Annotated in this window: 21 protein-coding genes; 11 read left to right on the forward strand and 10 right to left on the reverse strand. The window is 39.3% G+C overall.

What is annotated here, in order from left to right; genetic code table 11:
• Positions 1–43: 43 nt before the first annotated feature.
• From gcvT to B2W36_RS06475, 5 genes are all read right to left on the reverse strand, one after another.
• Positions 44–1,126 (reverse strand): glycine cleavage system aminomethyltransferase GcvT, encoded by a 1,083-nt coding sequence (gene gcvT, locus B2W36_RS06455; RefSeq protein ID WP_293880190.1) that lies wholly within the window; start codon positions 1,124–1,126, stop codon positions 44–46.
• A gap of 183 nt (positions 1,127–1,309) precedes the next feature.
• On the reverse strand, positions 1,310–2,002 hold the full coding sequence (locus tag B2W36_RS06460) for a pseudouridine synthase (protein ID WP_293886928.1): 693 nt from the start codon (positions 2,000–2,002) through the stop codon (positions 1,310–1,312).
• A 1-nt stretch (position 2,003) separates the two neighbouring features.
• Complete coding sequence (locus tag B2W36_RS06465) at positions 2,004–2,372, reverse strand: DUF4359 domain-containing protein (protein WP_293886929.1); 369 nt, start codon at positions 2,370–2,372, stop codon at positions 2,004–2,006.
• A 138-nt stretch (positions 2,373–2,510) separates the two neighbouring features.
• Entirely contained in the window at positions 2,511–3,002 is a 492-nt protein-coding gene (locus B2W36_RS06470; protein ID WP_209577019.1) for a DUF4112 domain-containing protein, read from the reverse strand.
• A 2-nt stretch (positions 3,003–3,004) separates the two neighbouring features.
• On the reverse strand, positions 3,005–3,721 hold the full coding sequence (locus tag B2W36_RS06475) for an SIMPL domain-containing protein (RefSeq protein WP_209577021.1): 717 nt from the start codon (positions 3,719–3,721) through the stop codon (positions 3,005–3,007).
• Between the two features lie 162 nt (positions 3,722–3,883).
• Here B2W36_RS06475 and B2W36_RS06480 point away from each other — a divergent pair, with 162 nt between their 5' ends.
• Together B2W36_RS06480 and B2W36_RS06485 are read left to right on the forward strand one after the other, a co-directional pair.
• The gene (locus B2W36_RS06480) at positions 3,884–4,075 is read left to right on the forward strand and encodes a cold-shock protein (RefSeq protein WP_209577023.1); all 192 of its coding nucleotides are present in this window, start codon (positions 3,884–3,886) and stop codon (positions 4,073–4,075) included.
• 173 nt (positions 4,076–4,248) lie between these two features.
• Positions 4,249–4,443: a quinol oxidase subunit 4 gene (locus B2W36_RS06485; RefSeq protein WP_293886931.1), complete on the forward strand. Its 195-nt coding sequence runs from the start codon at positions 4,249–4,251 to the stop codon at positions 4,441–4,443.
• 61 nt (positions 4,444–4,504) lie between these two features.
• On the opposite strand, the gene B2W36_RS06490 is transcribed toward B2W36_RS06485, so the two are convergent.
• The 3 genes from B2W36_RS06490 to B2W36_RS06500 all read right to left on the reverse strand — a co-directional run bounded on the left by B2W36_RS06490 (position 4,505) and on the right by B2W36_RS06500 (position 6,154).
• Complete coding sequence (locus B2W36_RS06490) at positions 4,505–5,032, reverse strand: DUF805 domain-containing protein (RefSeq protein WP_293886933.1); 528 nt, start codon at positions 5,030–5,032, stop codon at positions 4,505–4,507.
• Positions 5,033–5,196: 164 nt separating this feature from the next.
• Positions 5,197–5,919, reverse strand: a complete 723-nt coding sequence (gene recO / locus B2W36_RS06495) for a DNA repair protein RecO (protein ID WP_293886934.1) — start codon at positions 5,917–5,919, stop codon at positions 5,197–5,199.
• Positions 5,903–6,154: a signal peptidase gene (locus B2W36_RS06500; RefSeq protein WP_293886935.1), complete on the reverse strand. Its 252-nt coding sequence runs from the start codon at positions 6,152–6,154 to the stop codon at positions 5,903–5,905. The genes recO and B2W36_RS06500 overlap by 17 nt, the downstream gene beginning before the upstream one ends.
• A gap of 217 nt (positions 6,155–6,371) precedes the next feature.
• Between B2W36_RS06500 and rpmB the strand changes: the two genes are divergently transcribed.
• From rpmB to B2W36_RS06535, 7 genes are all read left to right on the forward strand, one after another.
• Positions 6,372–6,605, forward strand: coding sequence for a 50S ribosomal protein L28 (rpmB, locus tag B2W36_RS06505; protein WP_046672597.1), 234 nt, complete (start codon positions 6,372–6,374; stop codon positions 6,603–6,605).
• A gap of 75 nt (positions 6,606–6,680) precedes the next feature.
• The gene (gene rpmG / locus B2W36_RS06510; RefSeq protein WP_002998409.1) at positions 6,681–6,863 is read left to right on the forward strand and encodes a 50S ribosomal protein L33; all 183 of its coding nucleotides are present in this window, start codon (positions 6,681–6,683) and stop codon (positions 6,861–6,863) included.
• A gap of 51 nt (positions 6,864–6,914) precedes the next feature.
• Positions 6,915–7,076 carry a DUF4295 domain-containing protein gene (locus B2W36_RS06515; RefSeq protein ID WP_070562566.1) on the forward strand — a complete coding sequence of 54 codons (162 nt, stop codon included), beginning with the start codon at positions 6,915–6,917 and terminating at the stop codon, positions 7,074–7,076.
• Positions 7,077–7,214: 138 nt separating this feature from the next.
• Complete coding sequence (ftsY, locus tag B2W36_RS06520) at positions 7,215–8,177, forward strand: signal recognition particle-docking protein FtsY (protein WP_293886936.1); 963 nt, start codon at positions 7,215–7,217, stop codon at positions 8,175–8,177.
• 18 nt (positions 8,178–8,195) lie between these two features.
• On the forward strand, positions 8,196–9,533 hold the full coding sequence (rimO, locus tag B2W36_RS06525) for a 30S ribosomal protein S12 methylthiotransferase RimO (protein WP_293886938.1): 1,338 nt from the start codon (positions 8,196–8,198) through the stop codon (positions 9,531–9,533).
• 325 nt (positions 9,534–9,858) lie between these two features.
• The gene (bshC, locus tag B2W36_RS06530) at positions 9,859–11,448 is read left to right on the forward strand and encodes a bacillithiol biosynthesis cysteine-adding enzyme BshC (RefSeq protein ID WP_293886940.1); all 1,590 of its coding nucleotides are present in this window, start codon (positions 9,859–9,861) and stop codon (positions 11,446–11,448) included.
• 260 nt (positions 11,449–11,708) lie between these two features.
• Positions 11,709–14,888 carry a TonB-dependent receptor gene (locus B2W36_RS06535; protein WP_293886941.1) on the forward strand — a complete coding sequence of 1,060 codons (3,180 nt, stop codon included), beginning with the start codon at positions 11,709–11,711 and terminating at the stop codon, positions 14,886–14,888.
• A gap of 159 nt (positions 14,889–15,047) precedes the next feature.
• On the opposite strand, the gene ctlX is transcribed toward B2W36_RS06535, so the two are convergent.
• On the reverse strand, positions 15,048–15,998 hold the full coding sequence (ctlX, locus tag B2W36_RS06540; RefSeq protein ID WP_293886943.1) for a citrulline utilization hydrolase CtlX: 951 nt from the start codon (positions 15,996–15,998) through the stop codon (positions 15,048–15,050).
• A 579-nt stretch (positions 15,999–16,577) separates the two neighbouring features.
• Here ctlX and gcvP point away from each other — a divergent pair.
• Entirely contained in the window at positions 16,578–19,451 is a 2,874-nt protein-coding gene (gene gcvP / locus B2W36_RS06545) for an aminomethyl-transferring glycine dehydrogenase (protein ID WP_293886945.1), read from the forward strand.
• A gap of 242 nt (positions 19,452–19,693) precedes the next feature.
• Positions 19,694–20,521, forward strand: coding sequence for an N-acetylmuramoyl-L-alanine amidase (locus B2W36_RS06550; RefSeq protein ID WP_293886946.1), 828 nt, complete (start codon positions 19,694–19,696; stop codon positions 20,519–20,521).
• A gap of 200 nt (positions 20,522–20,721) precedes the next feature.
• Here B2W36_RS06550 and B2W36_RS06555 read toward each other — a convergent pair whose 3' ends face one another.
• Positions 20,722–22,035 carry a nicotinamide mononucleotide adenylyltransferase gene (locus tag B2W36_RS06555; RefSeq protein WP_209577041.1) on the reverse strand — a complete coding sequence of 438 codons (1,314 nt, stop codon included), beginning with the start codon at positions 22,033–22,035 and terminating at the stop codon, positions 20,722–20,724.
• Between the last annotated feature and the right edge of the window lie 62 nt (positions 22,036–22,097).

The following is a 22,097-nucleotide window of genomic DNA, read 5'->3' on the forward strand; positions in this document are numbered from 1 at the left end:
TGAGACTTTTTCAGTGCCCTCCGATATCGCAGGCTTCTTTTTTTTACTTCACAAATGGTGGTTTTGTTACTTTTGCTTTGATTTTTTGATTACGGATCAGAATGAAGATTTCACTACCATCTTTTGAAAAAGCTGTATCCACATAACCCAATCCAATTGATTTTTTTAATGTTGGTGATTGCGTTCCCGAAGTCACACGTCCAATTACATTTCCTTCGGCATCGACAATTTCGTAATCATGACGTGGAATACCCCTATCAATCATTTCGAAACCAACAAGCTTTTTCTTCAAACCAGCCTCTTTCTCCGCTTTGAGTGCTTTAGCGTTCACAAAGTCTTTTGTAAACTTCGTTACCCACCCCAAGCCACCTTCTAAGGGCGATGTATTATCATCGATATCATTTCCATATAGACAGAAGCCCATTTCTAAGCGTAGGGTATCGCGGGCACCCAAACCAATTGGTTTGATTCCATAAGGCTTACCCGCCTCAAAAATAGCGTCCCAAACTTTCTGAGCATCTTCATTGGCCACATAGATTTCAAAACCACCAGCGCCAGTATATCCTGTTGCAGAGACCAAAACATTCTCTACACCCGCAAATGTACCTTTTGCAAAAGTGTAATATTCCATGGGAGCTAATTCGATATCCGTAAGCGATTGAAGTGCATCAGCAGCCTTAGGGCCTTGAACAGCAAATAAGGAAGTTTGATCTGAGATATTTTTCATCTCTACACCATCCGTATTATACTTTGATATCCAGTTCCAATCTTTTTCAATATTCGATGCGTTTACAACCAAAAAATACGTTTTATCGTCTATACGGTAAGTTAGGAAGTCATCAACTACACCGCCAGTTTCATTTGGGATATAAGCATATTGAACTTTGCCATCGTATAATTTTGACACATCATTGGAAGAGATTTTTTGAAGTAGGTCCAGGGCTTTTTCACCTTTTAGGATGAATTCACCCATATGGCTTACATCAAAAACTCCTACACCTGTACGAACTGTTTCGTGCTCATCATTAATGCCCGTATATTGTACCGGCATGTTGAAGCCTGCAAAGGGAACCATTTTTGCTCCTAAAGCAATGTGCGTCTCCGAAAGGGCAGTATTTTTTAACATAAAAATTAAGTTTTAGTCAGCTGCAAATTTAATAAAATATACGTGATTCCTCACTGTGAATCTATTTTAGAACAATCGATTTAATTGTTGACTTTAAGGGAATAGACGGTCAGGTGATCATCTAGACAATCCCAGAAGCTGCGGTAATGCCAGATATACTGATAAAGGCTTCTAAAATTAGCTTTAGCATCTGTCGTTGAGGTTTAGTATTTCCAATACGCGTTCGAAATCAGCTTGCAAGGCCGCTTTGATATGTACGTCTTCACCCGATAAAGGGTGTTTAAAGGTGAGCTCCGACGCATGTAAGAGCATGGTGTCCATTTGGTATGTTTCTTTCCAAAACTTGTTTTGCTTATTGCATCCATGCGGACGATCGCCAATAATAGGATGGAAGATATGCGCAAAATGGCGACGCAACTGATGCATACGTCCCGTAATGGGATTGGCCTCAACGAGACTATATCGCGATGTCGGAAATTTTCCGAAAGGAACGGACAGCTCACTTTGAGCAAGCAAACGAAAAGATGTCTGTGCTTCCTGAGTTGTACCATCGTCTCTTTTCAAAGGATAATCAATCAGCCCTTCTGCTGGCGCGAAGCCCCTCAGGACGGCGAGGTATTTTTTGTCTACCTTACGCTCCTGAAAACTTTTTTGTAAATATTGGTCAGTCTCCTTATCAAGGGAAAATAGCAGTATGCCCCCGGTCTTCCTGTCCAAACGATGTGCAGGATAAACTGTTTTCCCTAACTGATCCCGAAGTAGCTGTAGCGCAAATTCTGAGGCATCGCGCGCGATAGAAGACCGGTGTACCAATAGTCCATGCGGTTTATTGATGGCAACGATGGATTCGTCTTCGTAAAGTATTTCTAAAGGCATATTAGATCTTTTTGAGCGCTGCAATAATTTCGTCTGCTTTTTCATCAATTTTTGGACTCAGCCAAATATGTTTGAAAGCTCCTCCACCGATGATCTGTTCGGTACCTTGCCATTTGATTTTTGTCAAGGAAAATAAATAGTAGTTGTCTACCACGACTGAGGTTTGAATGAATTTATCGACAATATCGTTACCAAAGAGCTGCATCCCCAATCCGAAGAACTGCTGATCTTTTGCGTGAAGCTGGCTTTTCAACAGCTGTTCAGCTTTAGCCCGTACAATCTTTTCGTGTTCCTCTTTGCTTGGGTTAGTCAAAATAGCGGTCAACATGACGGCGATTAGAATCAGTGCAAATATTCTTTTTTTACTCATTTTAAAATCGGGATTAAGTTTTTGACAGCATACGAGATGACTATCGACATCAAAATTATTAAATAGATATTGGATATATGCAATTGTTTCCCCAGAAAGGAATCCATTTTTGCTGGAATGTGTTAAGAATAGCAGTTTCTAGCCGCCATTAAGAAGTGAGAAAGCCCAAGAAAAAAAGGTCCAAATAAGATATAATGTAACCGAGATGAGGAGCAAAAAAACAATTAGTATACTGATGATGATTCCAATGCCCGATCCGGTATGTTTTCCTTCGTAATAGTGTTGTCTGAGTAATTTGATGTTCTTTTCGTTGGCCTTGCTAAAAAAATCGAGCAAGTTTCCGAGAAGTGGAATGCTACCAAGAATCGCATCCAGCGAGATGTTCAAAAGCATTCGTATAACGAGCTTGGGGCTGGCGCCGTTACGCCACATGGCAAGTACAAGGATTAAAGATGTACCAAATCCTGCTATCGCACCGCCTAAGGGAATAAGATTTAACAGCGGATCTAGGCCAAACCGAAAGCCTCCAATTTTAAACTGATTATCCATTAACCAAGATATTCGGTCTATCCAACCGAAATCTTGGTCAATTTGTTTTAATTTATCTGCGGGAGTTTTCTCTCGGTGCATGATTACAATAATTCGAACGAAGCGCTGATCTCACTTGTTACTTTCATCGGTCTGATATTTAAGTCAAGTCCACCACTGCCAGCACTATCTGCAGCTTGCTCCATTGCACCTTTATACATCGCATTGCGCATCATTGGCTGAACGCCAAAGATAATCTGCTGCGGTGTTTCAGACAATACAATAGCCTTTCCGATTTTTTGTCCTGCTGCTTCTGCTAAAATCTGTGCATTAACTTTGGCATCCAATACTGCTTTGGTTTTTAAGCTTTTTTCCAGTTCTTTTTTCTTCGAGTAATCGTACTCACTGATATAAGTACTTTGGATACCCGCTTTGTCGACGCCATCGAGTAATTGATCCAAATTATTCAAGTTGGTTACCTTAATACGATACTGTCTAGAAAGCAGAATATCGGTGTCTTTTTTCTTTTTGTCCGGTACATTGTAGCTCCAGATGTTTTGGATGGTAAAATCTTCTTTTTTGACACCAGCTTTTGTTGCCGAATCAAACAGATCTTTTTCTAATTTGTCTATTGCCGCTTTTTTCTTGGTGTTACCGTTTTCATAAAACTCTTTTAGCGTCACATCAATATAGATGATGTCGGGAGTTACTTCCTCTTCTGCACGTCCCACCGTGGATACAAACTCTTTATTAACCATTTGTTGCGCATTTAATTGAGTCATAAAACCTAAAAAGGCAAGTCCTAACACTATTTTTTTCATATTTTTTGTCTTAAAGTTTTTCTAATAATACGATTGCTATTATCGCATTGCTACAAGATTGGAGCCAAAGTTGATGAAAAAGTTTAACGGGTAAAAAAAATAAAAAGGTTAAAATTTTTGATTTTATTTCTATACCTTTAGGGAAATTAATAATATAGTGCCATGCAAGAAGGTAAAGTAAAATTCTTTAATGAAACCAAAGGTTTCGGTTTCATCATCCCTAACTCCGGCGAGAGCGAAATTTTTGTTCACGTTTCGGGATTAGTAGACAAAGTTCGTGAGAATGATAGTGTATCTTACGAAGTTGAACAAGGCCGTAAAGGTCTTAATGCGGTAAATGTAAGAGTTATCTAATTAGATTGAAGATATATTTATTGTGAAAAGGCCTATGCGAACAGCATAGGCTTTTTTATTTTTTAGCAGATATTGTTTAGGGTTTTTGGTAGCAAAAAAATGAGACTGAGGCTTTGATAATTGAGTTTGGACTGATAATTGTTTATAAAAGTACTTAAATTTTCAATTTAAAAATGAAGGGTACTTTAGCATTAGTTCTTTCTGCGGTCATCATGATTTCGATGTCGGCATGTTATTCAACACACCATAGTCACGGTCATGGACGTGGACCGAAAAAAATGCCTCCTGGGCAAGCAAAAAAATACTATGGAGAACGATCTGCACGGGAATTTGCTCCCGGGCAACAAAAGAAAAAGCATAGACATTAACAACACAGCATAAAAAAGCTTTCACAGGAATGTGAAAGCTTTTTTTATAAGGTTTTAGAATCTAAGCGAAGGGATCTTTGTCGGGTGCCGGCGGTGTTGGATTTGAAGGCTGCGAACTTCCAATTTGTGAATTTCCAAATGGATCTTGCGTACGAGCAGAACCAAATGGATCTTGGCTTTGATTAAAAGGATGGTTTGAAGCATTTTCAACAGCCTTAGGATCTGGTCCATATTGATTCGGACCTTTATCACCCTCTAGAATTTCTAAGTAAAGTAAATATAGACTTCCAACAAATGGAATTAAGGAAACCAGGATAAACCAGCCCGATTTATTTGTGTCATGAAGTCTTCTTACAGTAACGGCTATCGCAGGAATCAATAACGCTAAATACGCTAGCCCCATGATACCGTAAAACAAACTCGCTAAAGTATCGCTTACAACCGACAAAATACCGCCAACGATACCGAGTGCAAAAAATAAAACAAATACAGCGAGAACGAACATCCAATATTCTTTTCGACGGGCTCTACCCTCAAAATTTGCATAGTTGTCTCGAACAACTTTTAAAAAGGCTTCTTTAAGTTCCATATTATTAATACTTTTTTTAGTGAAAATTATGTTAGTAAACTACATGTTATTTCAGCTTTGTTACAATAAATGTACCAATAATTTATCCAAGAGATCAATTATTGTAGACAAGTCGATAGCTAGCTGGAGCCTATAGGCTAAATATTCAGTTAAATCGTACACTCTTATCGAAAAATCTCTTCGAGAATGTAGAGCGATTTTATTTCTTTAAAATTTGTACGGTGCAAGCGATAGAAATCAAGTACTTTTTCCAACAAAAATTGTCTATCTGAGCTGCTCATCTTAATTCGATCGCAATTTGAATATTCGGAATCAATTAAATTTCTAAAAATTGACGTATGTGGTTCTTGTAAAACAAGCGGATGTTCGGGTAGACTATCTGAAAAGGTTGCTTCGTGAAGATTGAAATAGGGGAGTACTTGTTTAGATTTGGCCGGATAGAACCCAAGGAAGCGTGTGAGTTTTATTAAAAAGACGAGATGAAAATTGGCCAGGTTTGAATGACTTTGATCCAGCCAAAGTATAGATTGATGAATAAATTCAAAAAGGTAGCTATCATGTTCTTGTTCCTTCAGTATTTTATAAAGTATTTCATTCAGAAAAAGGGCCAGCGAACTTTTGACGATATCGTAAGGTATTTCTTGCAGTGCAGGTGCTTGACGTGCTTCGGAGATCCGCTGTAGCGAACCATTATCTTTATGTGTGGCGACTATTTCCAATAAATGTAAAGGTTGGAGAATATTGGCCTTGATTTTTGCTTTAGGCTTCCTTGCTCCGGTAACAAGATAAGATTGCATGCCAAAATGTTCGGTATATAGCTGGGCAACGAGGCTGCTTTCCGAATAGTTTGTTGTTTTTAAAACTACAGCTCTAGTTTTGTTCAGCATTCCCTTCTTTATCTTTTTTATGTCCTTCCCCGCGCATCTCAATAAGGGCATCGCGGTCTACCTTACGAATCATGCGATAGATTAAAGTCAGGAAGCCGACACTAAATACAATGACTCCAATCAGCATAGCGACCTTATACCAGTTGGAGCGTTGTTCCATGAGATAATATCCCCCTATCACCAGTACGACACCGATGATTATTTCTCTTATACCCTTGCGAAGATATTTGTTCATAAATGTGAATTGTTGAAAACTATTTTTCTTTACAGAGCAAATATAATACAATAAAATCCTTTATTTTTGTCGATACCCGTCCTATGTAGAACTATTTTTAAAAATAATTCCAATCATCTTGTTGCTTATCTAAAAAAAAATATAGATATTTGCAAACTCTTTGCAGAGAGTGCAAAGTATTAACATATTGTAATAAAGACAACAAAAAAATAATATCATGTCAAGAATTTGTGATTTAACAGGCAAAGCGGCGTTAACAGGGAATAACGTTTCTCACTCAAACGTTAAAACTAAACGTAAATTCTATCCAAATTTACAAACTAAACGTTTTTACATTCCAGAAGAAGATCGTTGGATTACGTTGAAAGTATCTACTTCTGCTATCAAGACTATCAACAAGAACGGGATTACAGCAGCGATCAATAAATTTATCGTTAAAGGCTCAATCTAATTGATTGTCGCGCCTGTTACATTAAGATTATTCATGAAATTTCAATCCTAATAGGATTCAAAATAAAGTAAAACAATGGCTAAAAAAGGAAATAGAGTACAAGTTATCTTAGAATGTACTGAACACAAAGAAAGTGGTCTTCCGGGAATGTCTCGTTACATCACTACTAAAAACAAAAAGAACACAACTGAGCGTTTAGAGTTGAAAAAATTCAACCCAGTATTGAGAAAAGTTACTGTTCATAAAGAAATTAAGTAAGTCACATATCTTGGCACTTGAAAGAGATGCTAAGTAAAATATTAATATACCATGGCAAAGAAAGCAGTTGCATCGTTACAAAAAGGTGGCGGTAAAGAATTTACAAAGGTTATTATTACTACTAAATCTGCAAAAACTGGCGCGTATACTTTCAAAGAAGGTATGGTTCACAACGATAAAGTGAAAGACGTCGTTGCAGCAGCTCAAAAATAACGAGTAGTATTTTCCTTTTTTAAAGTTTTTCTTTAAAAAGAATTCGATAAAAATAGCCGTTTTGGTATCCTACCGAAAGGGCTTTTTTTGTTGAGGACATTTGTTTATATTTGGACATCAATTTTCACTACACATTCCATGGGATTATTTGATTTTTTTAAGAAAAAACCACAAACACAAGAAGAAGAACAGGCCTTAGATAAGGGTTTGGAAAAAACAAAAGAAGGCTTTCTATCCAAGATTACAAAAGCTGTAGTTGGTAAGTCAACTGTGGATGACGATGTATTGGATAATCTGGAAGAAGTTTTGGTTACTTCTGATGTGGGGGTTACGACGACTTTAAAAATCATTGATCGCATACAAGCCCGTGTTGCCCGAGATAAGTACGTTTCCACTTCAGAGCTAAATAATCTCTTGAAGGAGGAAATTCAAACGTTACTGGCAGAAAATAATAGCGCTGATTTCGAACATTTCAATTATGGTGAGCATAAGCCCTATGTTATTATGGTTGTGGGTGTTAATGGGGTTGGTAAAACAACAACTATTGGCAAACTGGCTCATCAGCTGAAGCAAGCTGGCAGCAAAGTTGTATTGGGTGCTGCGGATACCTTTCGTGCTGCAGCCGTTGATCAACTTAAATTATGGGGCGAGCGTGTTGGCGTTCGTGTTGTCGCTCAAGCCATGGGTTCAGACCCCGCTTCAGTGGCTTATGATACCGTAAAATCCGCTGTCGCTAATAGTGAAGATGTCTGTATCATAGATACGGCAGGGCGGTTGCACAATAAGGTTGGCTTAATGAATGAGCTGACTAAGATCAAGAATGTTATGCAAAAGGTTGTTCCGGGGGCTCCACATGAAATATTATTGGTTTTGGATGCGTCGACAGGACAAAATGCCATTGAGCAGTGTACACAATTTACGCAGGCAACAGATGTGAATGCCTTAGCATTAACGAAGCTCGATGGAACAGCTAAGGGTGGTGTAGTTATCGGTATATCCGATCAATTTAAGATCCCCGTGAAATATATTGGTGTAGGAGAGAAAATTGGTGATCTTCAGTTGTTTAACAAAAAGGAATTTGTAGACTCCCTTTTTAAATAGAGTCTGCCTTCTAATCATATGAAGACAAAATACGCGAAACCAGCGCCTTTGATCAATAAACCACGTGTCAACGTGGTGACTTTGGGCTGTTCGAAAAATATTCACGATAGTGAAGTTCTGATGGGCCAGTTGAAAGGCAATCAGATGGAAGTTGTTCATGAAGCATCCAATATACAGGCGAATGATATCGTCGTGATCAATACCTGTGGTTTTATTGATAATGCGAAACAGGAATCAATTGATGCCATCTTGCAATATTCAGATCTAAAAGAACAGGGAAAAATCAATAAAGTGATCGTTACTGGCTGTCTTTCAGAACGGTATAAACCAGAGTTGCAGTCTGAAATCCCCAATGTTGATGCTTTTTTCGGTACGAACGATTTGCCGGATCTATTGACGTCCATTGGTGCCGATTATCGGCACGAATTGCTCGGTGAGCGACTATTGACAACACCTTCTCATTTTTCTTATTTTAAAATTGCCGAGGGGTGTAATCGCCCATGTTCTTTCTGCGCAATTCCTTTGATGCGTGGTAAGCATGTTTCCAAATCCATTGAAGATCTTGTGAAAGAAGCTAAATTCCTTGCTTCCAATGGTACCAAAGAATTGATTTTAATAGCGCAGGATCTAACTTATTATGGCCTCGACATCTATGGAAAGCGTAATCTTTCTGATCTCATGCGTCATTTATCTGATGTCGATGGTATCGAATGGATCCGACTGCAGTACGCCTATCCTTCGGGGTTTCCAATGGATATTTTGGACGCCATGAATGAACGTTCAAATATCTGTAATTACTTAGATATGCCACTGCAACATATATCTGATCCGATGTTGAAGTCGATGCGCAGAGGTACAACGAAACAGAAGCAGATTGACCTTGTCCATGCAATACGTGACAAAGTTCCGGATATCGCCTTGCGTACTACATTAATTTGTGGTTATCCAGGTGAAACTGAACAGGACTTTCAGGAGATGTTAGACTGGGTTGAAGAGACTCGTTTTGACAGGTTAGGTTGTTTTACTTATTCTCACGAAGAAAAAACACACGCACATACTTTGGAGGATAATGTACCTCAGGAAGTAAAAGAGGAGCGTGTCGAAGCGATTATGGAGGTGCAGCAAGGGATTTCGTATGATATCAATCAGTCTAAGGTTGGTCATACCTATAAAGTGCTGGTTGATCGTATAGATGGTGATTACTTTATTGGCCGCACAGAATACGACTCCCCAGAGGTTGACAATGAGGTCTTGATTCCTGCTGCAGATTCTTATGCACGTATTGGTGATTTTGTTCAGGTAAAAATTGACCGTGCCGAAGATTTCGATCTATATGGGCAGATTGTAAGGAAATAGTTTTATTAGCTTATATTTGATATTAAAACAAATGGGTCTCCTTTGAATAAGGGAGACCCATTTATTTTCCTCGGCAATTGTCAGTAAAATGATATAATTTAAAAGCAGCACAGGCTTTTTGTGAAAATTCAGTATTTTGTCGGGGCAAACTCGATACATTTGTACGCATACAATCCCGATTTAAAACGCTATATAGCTGTTTAAAATCAGGGTCATGACAGCCTGTTGGCACTATTGGGACGATAAAGAGAACCTGCTATTTCAGGTTACTTTAGGGGATTTTCTTTATCGATTGACAATAATAAAATATTAACACAATTTGCAGATGAAGGCAACTTATATTGAATATAGTGAAACAAATAGTTTCTCCAAGACTTTATTGGCTTATTTAGCACATGATGAAGCCTTAAAACCTTTTGTTGGAAATTGGCCTACCTGGGCTGGTTTTGAAAAGCAATTGGAAGAAAAGAGGCCATTTGAATACAGGAAGATTCTCGTTGAACGCCTTCAAAAGCAATATGGCGAGCTATTAGAGAATTCTCCAAATGTGGCTGCCAATATAGAACTGTTGCTCGACCAGAATTCCTATACGATCACTACGGGGCATCAGCTCAATATTTTTACTGGACCCTTGTATTTCATTTTTAAAATCATGACAGCGATACGTTTGTCAGAAGATTTGAAGGAGAAACATCCCGATAAAAATTTTATTCCAGTCTATTGGATGGCGACTGAAGATCATGATTTTGAAGAAATCAATCATACCAAAGTCTTTGGGAAGAAAATCAGTTGGGATACCCCGGCTGTTTCTGCTACCGGAAGAATGGATACAACGACGATTGTTGACGCCGTGAAGCAGTATACAAATATTTTAGGGCTTTCAGAAAACTCTACTCGGCTTACACGCATTGTGGAAGAAGCCTACCTAAACCACAATCGTTTAGCAGATGCAACCCGGTATATGGTCAATGAGCTGTTTAAGTCATACGGTCTTTTGATTATTGATGCGGATGATCGGGAGTTGAAGGAACTGTTTAAGCCGATTATTAAGGAAGATATCTTCTCTGAAAATAGCTTTAAGGCAATAACTTCTCGATCGGAGGAGTTGGAGTCACAAGGTTTTTCTACTCAAGTACATGCACGTGAAATTAATTTCTTTTATTTAACGGATGAATTTAGAGAACGCCTAGTGCTAACTGCTGACGGTCGATACGAAGTATTGCATCAGCATATTTATTTTACAAAGGCGGAGCTGGAGCAGGAAATCGAGCGTTATCCCGAGCGTTTCAGTCCCAATGTAGTTATGCGCCCGATGTATCAAGAAATTATACTTCCTAATCTTGCTTACATTGGCGGTGGGGCCGAAATGGTCTATTGGATGCAATTAAAGTCTAACTTTGACCAATATCAGGTTGATTTTCCAATTTTGATACCACGCAATTCCGCGATGATAACAGACGATAAAATAGCGGCTAAATTATTTCGCGTTGATCTTACGTTTAAGAGTATCTTTCGTTCAGCAGAAGTGCTGAAGAAGGAATATGTACGGCGCCATACCAAAGAACGTCTGAATCTCAATGACGAATGGATGGAGCTGAATGCCATTTTTGGTAAGATAAAGTTGCGAACCCATAAAATTGATCCAAGTTTAGGACCAAGTACAGAGGCGGTAAAAGCACGGTTAAAAAAAGCGATCAATAATTTAGAAAAAAAACTGTTGAAAGCCGAGAAGCGAAATCACCAACATGCTTTAACCGACATCGATCATGTTAAGGAAAAACTCTTTCCGGGCGGAGGACTGCAGGAAAGATCTGAGAATTTCGCTTTACTTTACATTAAACATGGCGATAACCTCATTAAGGATCTTTACAAATATTTTAATCCTTTGGATTTTAAGTTTACGATTTTGTATTAGGAAGTCAGCTTCGGCTGACTTTTTTCTGACGTGTTTTTATGTTATTGGTGACAAAGAACCTTCCATTTAATTTCTGTGGTATTTGCGTGATAAGGAAGGTTTTACTGCACGTTCCGATAGCGCTTTATTTGTTGAAAAATTGATTGCATTTTAGGTTTACATCCTTTAAAATGTTTTGTTTATAATTTCATAATATTTCGTTTAGTTTCTGTTAATAGTTTCAGTTTAGTTTTGCTTTCATTATAAAAATCAACAACTAAATGAAAGAATTTCTACTTACAACTTGTGCTGTTGCGCTTGGGACCGGTCTTTATGCCCAAACGACGCAAGCAGGGTTTTCCGGAAAGATCACAGACGAGCGCAACAAAGGGGTTCATGGTGCTTCAATTGAAGTGCGTAATGAATCAACAGGCTTTACAACGAAGACATCCACGAATGCAAATGGCGATTTCAACTTTAAGGAATTACCTTTAGGTGGTCCATATACAATTAAAGTCACTTATATAGGATATGGGGAACAGGTTCGTTCGGGATTTAATTTAAATCAAGGCGATATTGTCCGTCTGATCATTCCTATCCAAAATACCTCAAATGTATTAGAAACGGTTGATTTAACAGGAATAAGTACGCTAAAGAATAAAATCGAGAACCTGGGTGCTGCTACCGCGGTTACAGCAAAAGATATAGCGAAATTGCCTGTCAACGGTCGCAATTTTACTTCGTTGATGGATCTATCTCCTTTAAGCAAAGGAGATAATATAGGAGGCCAGCTGGGGTCATCTACCAATTTTACCATTGATGGTATGAATGCCAAAAATCCGACTTCTGCAGGTTCGACAACCAGCCGTAGTGGCGCTCCTTTCTCCATTTCAATAGAAGCCGTTCGTGAATTTAAAGTGGTTACCAATCAGTATGACGTGACTTATGGAAGAGCTGGAGGGGGAACAGTGAGTGCGGTGACTAAACAGGGGACAAATCAAACGCACGGAAGTGCATGGCTTTATTCGAGGGCGGATTGGTTATCCAGTCCATACGATATTAGAGGGAATAAACGGAGTAATGATTTTTCAACGTATCAATATGGGTTTACATTAGGCGGTCCGATCATTAAAGACAAATTGCATTATTTTGTAGCTTGGGATCATCAGCGCGATGCCCGCCCCTTGATTATTGCCGATATCAATTCTGAAGCCGATGAGAAGAGATTTAATGTGACAAACTCGACCTTGGATGAGTTTGTCTCTATTGGACGTAAAAAATACGGATTGGGGAATGAGCGTCAATACGGCGCATTTGATAAGAAGCGAGGGTCTGATGCGATTTTTGGACGAATTGACTGGCAGATCAATGAAGATAACCTATTGACGGTCCGAAATAACTTCACAAGTGACAACAATAAGTTGGGCTTGCAGGATAATAAACCAATAACCTTGTATGAGTCTTATGGGAATGACAAAAACATTGATAATAGTCTATTGGCAACTTTGCGTACGACCATTTCCCCTAAGGTAACTAATGAATTGAAAGTACAGCATCTCTATACCTATCAAAAAAGTAGCCCGGGAGATCTTTTACCAAGTCAAAATATTCCCCGTGCAATTGTAGAAGATGCAGTCTCCAAGGTAGCTGGAGAAGATAAAAAGACCACACTGCAATTGGGTGGACATCGTTTTGCGCAGGAATCATTTAAAAACAATGTATTTCAGCTCGTCGATAATATTTATTATAGTACCGACAATATCAATTATACCTTCGGTGTCGATTTGATGTATACCCATGCAAACTCCATTTATGGAAGTGAGGTTAATGGTCGCTTTCACTTTAGACCGAGTGATGGAAAGACGGCCATGCAAAACTTTGACGACATGAAGCCATATGCTTACTATCGTGAGGTTCCTTTGGTAAGTGACCCAGCTGTGGCCGGTAAGATATTTAATGCCGGTGTATATGGGCAATTACAAACGAAGTTGGCGAAGGGATTGGATCTAGTTGCTGGCCTAAGATTGGATTACGGACATTATCCGACTTCTCCACTAAACGAAGAATTGCTGAAAGAAGTGGGTGTTCGTACAGATCATAAGTTAAAATCCTTTGTGGTACAGCCTCGTTTCCAAATGACTTGGGATGTGAATGAAGAGCGAAAGGACTTTTTCCGGGTAGGAGCAGGAGTCTTCGCGTCTGATATTAACAATTATATGACCATCAACAATTTGACTTTCGATGGGAAGCATTTTGCGACGGTGGATGTTCGTGGCAGTGATGTGCCCACACCTGATTTTGTGGGGTACAGAAAAGATCCGTCAACAACACCAACCTTAGCACAATTTCAAGTGCCTACGATCAATACCTATGGACCTGATGCTAAAATTCCAGTAGTATACAAGGCCAATGTATCTTATACACATTTCTTTACTGAAAAGTTGAAAGCGAGTCTTTCGGGGTATATGAATTTAGGGCGTAACAACTACATGTATGTAGATCGTAACATGGTTCAGGATCCGTTTTTCAGATTGACGAATGAAGATAATCGTGGTGTGTTTGTTCCCGCAGCATCGATTGTTGACGGAGCACCGGATTGGAAAAAAGGACGGATTTCCAATAAATTCGGACGTGTACTGGAATTAAACTCTGAAGGAAAAGTAAATCAGTTTGCGGTTGTATTGGATGCAAGTTATCAATATTTCAAAGATGGATCTATATCCGTGAGCTATACCTGGAATGATGCCAAAGATAATACTTCTTTCAACGGAAACGTGGCGAATACAGCGACCTTATCGTTGGCTGTGAAAGACGATCCGCGCGATCTGAGCAAGATGAGTTATTCGAATAATCAGTTCCGCAACAAGATTGTAATCTATGGTACCTTGCCAACATTCTATGGCGTTAGTGTGGGGGTACGTTACTCTGGTATTGGTGGTACACGATATAGTTTATTGGCCGGAGGAAATATCAATGGAGACTTTGTGGCGGGAGACAATGATCTGGCCTTTATCTTTGATCCCAACAGTCCCAATACGTCAAAACAGTTGATTACAGGGCTGAATAATTTGTTGAATAATCCAGAAGCGAGTCAAAGCCTTAAAGATTATATCAAAAAATATGAAGGAAAAATAGCCGAACGTAATGGTGGCGTAAATGGTTTTTACGGTTTAATTGACCTGAGAATTGCGAAAAAATTCAGTTTATATAAAAACCACGCATTGGAGATATCGGGCGATCTTTTCAACGTTGCCAATTTATTCAAAAAGACTTGGGGCGTCAATGAGTCTTTGGGTAATCAAAATTTATATGCTTTGGGTGGAAAGGACGCCGCTGGAGAGAAATTGATTCCTTTTGACGTTACGAAGCAACAGTTTAATTATAATGTAAACAACTCTGGTATCGTATCACCTTCGGGTAACCCGTATCAATTCCAATTGGGATTAAGGTATTCGTTCTAAAAGAATGAAAAATAGGAACACTATGTTTTAAAAATAAAACGCACCTAGGGGCCTCTGCTTGCTCCTAAGGGGCGTTTTATTTGTTTATTAAATCATCCTGATTAGGCAACAAGGGATTATTTAAAACGATTTGCCTTGGAGCATCATTATGCTCGAGGGCTAGCTCAGGACTTTTTCTTTTGGAAGAAAAACTTCGGCCATCATGTGGCGTACACTTCCGCCACCACATGTTTCGATCACATGGAGATCCTGGTGAATAATTTTACCATGCTTTTCTAACTGCGCGGTTTGGTACAACGTCAGTGAGGATAATGCCTGATTGCTCAGGACAATAAAGCGATTCCCATATTTATTTCTCACCTGGAGGCAGTTTGCCGCAAAAGATTCAAGCTGGTTTTCATTAATCTCGATAATCTCCTTGCCTGTGTCTTTTAAACTCTTCAAGAGGGTATTTAGTTCAGACGGATCGTCAATTGCCTGTGGACATAAGATGGCAAAATCTTCACCTACCGCGAGCACTACATTGGTGTGATAGATCGGTCTGCGTTGTCCATTGACCGTTTGAAAAGCATGGAATACAACCGGTGTATAGTTTTCGGTCCGGCAATATTCATCGAGCATATCGCGATCTGCCCTTTCTGACAAAGCGCAGTAGGCTACACGGTTGGCTCGGTCGAGGACAAGTGCGCCGGTCCCTTCCAAATATTGTTTATTGTTTTCGGCATCGCTCAAATCTTTGGTCAGTTTTACATAATAACCGTTCTGTTTCAATGGACCTTCGAAATCCAATAAATGTTCTTTTCGGCGATTTGGAGCGAACATGGGATAGAAGATTATTTTTCCATCCTGATGAAAGGATACAATATTGTTGGGAAAGATACTGTCGGGACTTTCTGATTTTTCGTCGTCCTGAATGACTGTCACTAATATGCCGTGTGACTTCAACTCATTTACTAGCGCATCAAACTCTCCTTGGGCTTCTTTATTGACCTCTTCGATGCTGAGATTTTCAATATCCCTTTGGAAGAAATTGTTGACTGCAGTCTGTTCATTTTTGCGGAAGACAGAGGGCCTTACCAAAAGGACGCTGTCTGTTACCTGTTTTCTCATGATTTATAATCGTTACTTCGCTGTTTATAATTGTTAAATAGAAATGATATTCATTTTTTTTGATTATTTATCATTTGTCAAAAGAGGGGCTTCCCTCGCTGGATAATGGTTTCTTTGTTCAGATTTCTTGATAACGCAATACGTCGTTGGGATCAAGATTTCTTGGCAAAAATTACCTATCGTTATTTCCAAGCCACTTTACAATTGGTACATATACTAATTTATTGAAAATTCATTGGCATTGCAAAAAAGAATAGGAATGTAGAGGAAAAAATTCATGGAGATTGCAGCAGATAATAGCACTTTTTTTAAAATTGTAGCAAGTGATCGGGCGGTTGTTTGTTATATTTATAATGATCAATCGGTATGGTTGTGTTTATTCTAAAAATAACGTATTAAACACAATCGATTGCATTTTAATAGTCGAGTAAAACTGACTTTTTATCCACTTTTTTGCTTCGTTTTCAGTCATTTATTTTGCTATCTTTGCTCATCCAAAAAACGACTGTTTATAAGAGAGTTAATTGCCTAATTATTATGTCGCTAACTATCATCTATAAGCGTTAACTTTTTGCACACATGAGCAATATACACTTCCAAGAAAAATTCGAAAATCGCCACAATGGCCCAAGTCCAGTTGAAGCGAATGAAATGTTGGCCAAATTAGGCGTTTCGTCAATTGACCAACTTATTGACCAAACGGTCCCTTCTCAAATTCGTGCTCCAAAACCTTTAAATCTTCCTAAAGCATTGTCTGAGGTCGCCTATTTAAAGCGTATTGCGGAAATCGCTGAGAAAAATAAAGTTTTTAAATCTTTTATTGGTCAAGGTTATTACGATGTAATTCTTCCGGGCGTAATTCAACGAAATGTATTTGAAAACCCGGGATGGTATACGCAGTATACTCCTTATCAGGCGGAGATTGCACAAGGTAGGTTGCAAGCATTGTTGAATTTCCAGACTGTAATTTGTGATTTCACTGGTTTAGAAATAGCAAACGCATCTTTATTAGATGAAGCAACAGCTGCAGCTGAAGCTATGTTTATGCTGTATTCAGCCCGGAAAAATAAAGATGCAAATGTATTTTTGGTTTCTGATAATGCCTACACGCAGACGGTCGATGTATTGAAGACCCGTGCGTTGTCTTTTGGTATCGAGCTGAAAATTGCGGCTATTGCTGAATCAGAATTGACAAATGACGTATTTGCAGTATTTGTTCAATATCCTGCAGCTGACGGTTCCATTGTTGATTATAAGTCGTTTACAGCATCAGCTCACAGTAAAGACATTACCGTGTGTGCGGCGGCAGATCTGATGAGTTTAGCCTTGTTGACGCCTCCGGGAGAATGGGGAGCAGATGTTGTTGTTGGTAATTCGCAGCGCTTTGGTGTGCCGATGGGATTTGGTGGTCCTCACGCAGCCTATTTTGCAACACGCGACAGCTTTAAACGTAACATCCCTGGTCGTATTATCGGTGTTACTTCCGATTCGAATGGCAAATATGCGTTGCGTATGGCTTTACAGACGCGTGAACAGCACATTCGCCGCGATAAAGCATCGTCAAATATTTGTACTGCACAAGCCCTTTTGGCGATTATGGCTTCTTTTTATGCCGTGTATCATGGGCCTCAAGGAATTAAAAATATAGCATCACGCATCAATGCGTTGGCCAATCTGTTGGATCAAGCGTTACAATCATTGGGCTATAGCCAAATGAATACGGCTTATTTTGATACATTACGGGTAGAGTTAGGTGCTCATGCAGGTGCACTGAAGTCAGAAGCGTTAAACAATGAATTGAACTTTTATTATAATGGTCCAGAAGTTTCAATTGCTATCGACGAAACAACGACTTATGAAGATATTAAAACGATCGTCAAAGTATTTGCTAAAATTCAAGGTAAAACATTGAATGATGTCGATTTCGATACATTGGAAGAAAACTTAGGTTCTTCAATCCCTGCCGATCTAGTACGTACTTCCGCCTACTTAACCCATCCAAACTTTAATAGCTATCACTCTGAACACGAGATGTTACGGTACATCAAATCGTTGGAAGCAAAAGATTTATCACTTTGTCATTCGATGATTCCTCTGGGTTCATGTACCATGAAATTAAATGCTACAGCGGAAATGGTACCGGTTACTTGGGCTAGATTCGGTGGTTTGCACCCATTTGCTCCAGCAGATCAAACTTCTGGATATATGCAGATGATTGGCGAATTGAATGATTGGTTAGCTGAGATTACAGGTTTTGCGAAGATGAGTTTCCAACCAAACTCAGGAGCGCAAGGGGAGTATGCAGGTTTGATGGTTATTCGCGCTTACCATGAGAGCCGCGGTGATCACGGACGTAATATCTGTTTGATCCCTGCTTCAGCGCACGGAACGAACCCTGCGTCTGCTTCTATGGCAGGCTTGAAAGTGGTTGTCGTAAAATGTGATGAATTTGGAAATATCGATATATCAGATTTGAGAGCGAAGGCGACTGAGCACGCTGCAAACTTGAATTCACTGATGGTAACTTACCCATCTACACACGGTGTATTTGAAGAGTCTATTATTGAAATCTGTGAAATTGTGCATGCCAATGGTGGCCAGGTTTATATGGATGGAGCCAACATGAATGCACAGGTTGGATTGACAAGCCCAGGTCATATTGGGGCCGATGTTTGTCACTTAAACCTCCATAAAACATTTTGTATTCCTCACGGAGGTGGCGGCCCAGGTATGGGACCTATTGGTGTTGCAAAACATCTGGTTCCTTTCTTGCCTAACCACGAAGTGGTTTCTACTTCCGGTGAAGAAGGTATCTCTGCTGTTTCGGCAGCCCCATTTGGTTCGGCTTCGATCTTACTTATTTCGCATGCTTACATCTCCATGATGGGGGGCGAAGGTCTCACAAATGCAACTAGAACCGCGATATTAAACGCAAACTATATCAAAGCACGTTTGGAAAACGCCTATCCAGTACTTTATTCGGGTAAAAATGGACGTTGCGCACACGAAATGATCTTAGATTGTCGTGGGTTTAAAAACTTTGGTATTGAGGTTGCAGATATTGCAAAACGTTTGATGGACTATGGTTTCCACGCACCGACCGTTTCTTTCCCTGTTGCGGGAACATTGATGGTTGAACCTACCGAGTCAGAGTCTAAAGCTGAATTGGATCGTTTCTGTGACGCCTTAGTTGCTATTCGTGAAGAGATCGCTGCGGTTGAAACTGGGTCGGTAGACCGAGCGAATAATGTACTGAAGCATGCACCACATACCGCTTCGGTTGTAACAGCAGATGAGTGGGATAGACCTTACAGTCGTCAAACAGCTGCATATCCGTTGGAGTATGTAAGAGAACGTAAATTTTGGCCTTCAGTGGGACGTGTAAACGATTCTCAAGGTGACCGTACATTGATCTGTTCGTGTCCCTCCATTGAAGAGTACGCCGAAGCATAATTTCGGATACTATATGAAAAAGGGCAGTCCAAAATTTTCTTGGACTGCCTTTTTTTATGCCATTTGATATGTAAGCTCAAATAACAGCCTTAACTTTTTACGACAAGCAACCATTTTTGTTCCTCAGGAGAAGGAGAAGGAGAATAAAATAAGATGTTGTGCGTCTGCAGTGCAACTGGATAAGGGGAATAAATTTGGTTTTCTTGGCAAATTTGTCTTAGTTTGTGCTGAAACATTTCAATATGAACATACTAAAGTTATCCCTCAATTTTTGTGTCGCGGCAGTATTCTTGACTTCCTGTGCAGGAGGAAAATACGCGAAGACTGAAAAGGTATATAAGAAGCAGGCAAAGGAGTTTTCAAAGCTGTACAAACAATCGCCTGTAACCGGTCAATTGGAGAAGGTGAATGTCAAAGATCAACAATGGATTGCATCGATTAATTTTGGTATCCGTAAACCCAATTTTGTCGTTATTCATCATACAGCTCAGGATTCATTAGGGCAGACCGTCCGCACATTTCATTCCGCGAAAGCAGGCGTAAGTTCGCATTATGTGGTCGGTAGAGATGGAAAAGTAGTGCAGATGGTCAATGATCTCTTTCGTGCGCATCATGCTGGATTAGGAAAATGGGGCAACGATACAGATCTTAATTCTTCTTCTATTGGCATTGAGCTGGACAATAATGGGACCACTGATCCTTGGACTGACGCACAGATAAATGCCTTGACGCAGTTGTTGACTTATTTAAAGACGACCTACAGAATTCCGCAGGCCAATTTCATAGGACATATGGATCTAGCACCAACTCGGAAAAACGATCCATCGCGTTTCCCATGGAAAAAGTTGGCCGATCAAGGCTTCGGTTTTTGGTATGAAGACTATTTAGAGACGCCACCAGCAGACTTTAATCCAAAAATGGCATTACGTATCATCGGATACGATGTGAGCAATGTCGATGCAGCAATTAAAGCATTTAAGATTCACTATGTCCAGCAGGATGTAAATACGGCGTTCTTGGGTGATAATGATCTTAAAATCCTTTATTCCATCTATAAGAAATTCTTATAGGCAGTGCCTGAGCATTTTTCTGACTTTTAGCTCGGAGAGCAGCCATTTCTATAAAATCGGACCGAATGATGTTGCTATTATCCACTTTGTCCGTTGTTGTCCTCCAATGATACATTTATTAGCGTCATGAAGGTTCAAAATAAAATAGCCCAATTGAATAAATTGGGCTATTTTATAACTTGTAATTAGCAGAACTCTTATTATACGGTTTTTACAAATTTCTCATCGTAATTTTCAATATCAATGATGTATCCATTTTTAATTAAAAATTCAAAAAGCGGTTTCGCTTCTTCGGAAACTGGCATATTATGCGTGGTAATAATCTTATTTTCTTTTTTAAGGAGGTAAGGATAGGCGTAGAGTTTCACATTTTTATTGAACATTCCTGAAATATAGGAAAGAAGCTCATTGGTGTATAGTTCTTTATTATAATTATCGGAATTGAAAATATTCTTTAAATTGTAAACGTTTGTTGCAATACCGATATTTTTGGGTTTAAAGTTACTTATAAACTCTGCCAAGTGATTGTTTCTTCTAAAGTTGCTGACGATAATATTGTTTCCTGTAGCACATAATTCATCCGCCCTAGAAGCAAATTCTTGCAGATCTTCATCAGTAATTTCATGTGTATCTTCCAAAACATTTCCCATCAGTACCTCAATTAATACAATAGTATCGGTGTCTGTTGCGCCGGTATTTTTTTTGAACTGTTCAACGGCAAGATTGAATAGATCAAAGTTTGGAAGTGATTTTTGACGGTATTTGGTACGGAGTAAAATAATGTTCTTTTTGTACAGGTAATCTTTGATTTGTACTGCTTTGCCATCTGGTTGAAATATTGCAGCTTTGGCAAACCCTTTTGCAATCAGATATAAATTGATGAGACGTTGGTTGACATTTTCAAAGAGTGGGCCGTTGAGTTTAACCAGGTCAATTTCTACAGATCCAACAGAAAGATTGTCAACTAATGATTCAATCATCGTCTGCACATTCTCTGCGTAATAATAAGCAGCAAATAATAGATTGACACCAATAATGCCTAAAACTTTTTGTTGCAATTGGTTGTCGCTGTCTAGCAGTCTGACATGGACAATGATATCATTCGTAGGACCTCCAACTTCATGTTGGAAGCGAAGTCCGATCCAACCGTGAGGTTCATTTGTCTTCGTGAAATTGAGTGTTGTTACGGTATCTGCAAAGGCAAAGAACTTTTTGTTACAGTATTTATCGCCATGAAGCCTTTGTGTAAGAAGATTGAACTCATGGGAGAGCATTTTTTTTACACGCGTTCTGCTGACATATCGTCCATCGGCCTCTTCGCCATAAATTGCATCACTAAATGCCATATCGTAAGCGGACATTGTCTTAGCAATTGTGCCTGAAGCGGCGCCTGCGTTGAAAAAGTTGCGTGCGACTTCCTGTCCAGCACCGATCTCTGCGAAAGTACCATAAATCTCTGGGTTTAGATTTATTTTCAGGGCTTTTCGCTTAGTTTCAAAAATTTCTCTTGCCATGATGCAAAGGTACAAAAATCAAAAGGCTAGTGAAAATTAAAGTATGAACGAAAAAAACAGAA

Source organism: Sphingobacterium sp. UBA3549, assembly GCF_002376635.1.
Classification (GTDB): Bacteria; Bacteroidota; Bacteroidia; order Sphingobacteriales; family Sphingobacteriaceae; genus Sphingobacterium.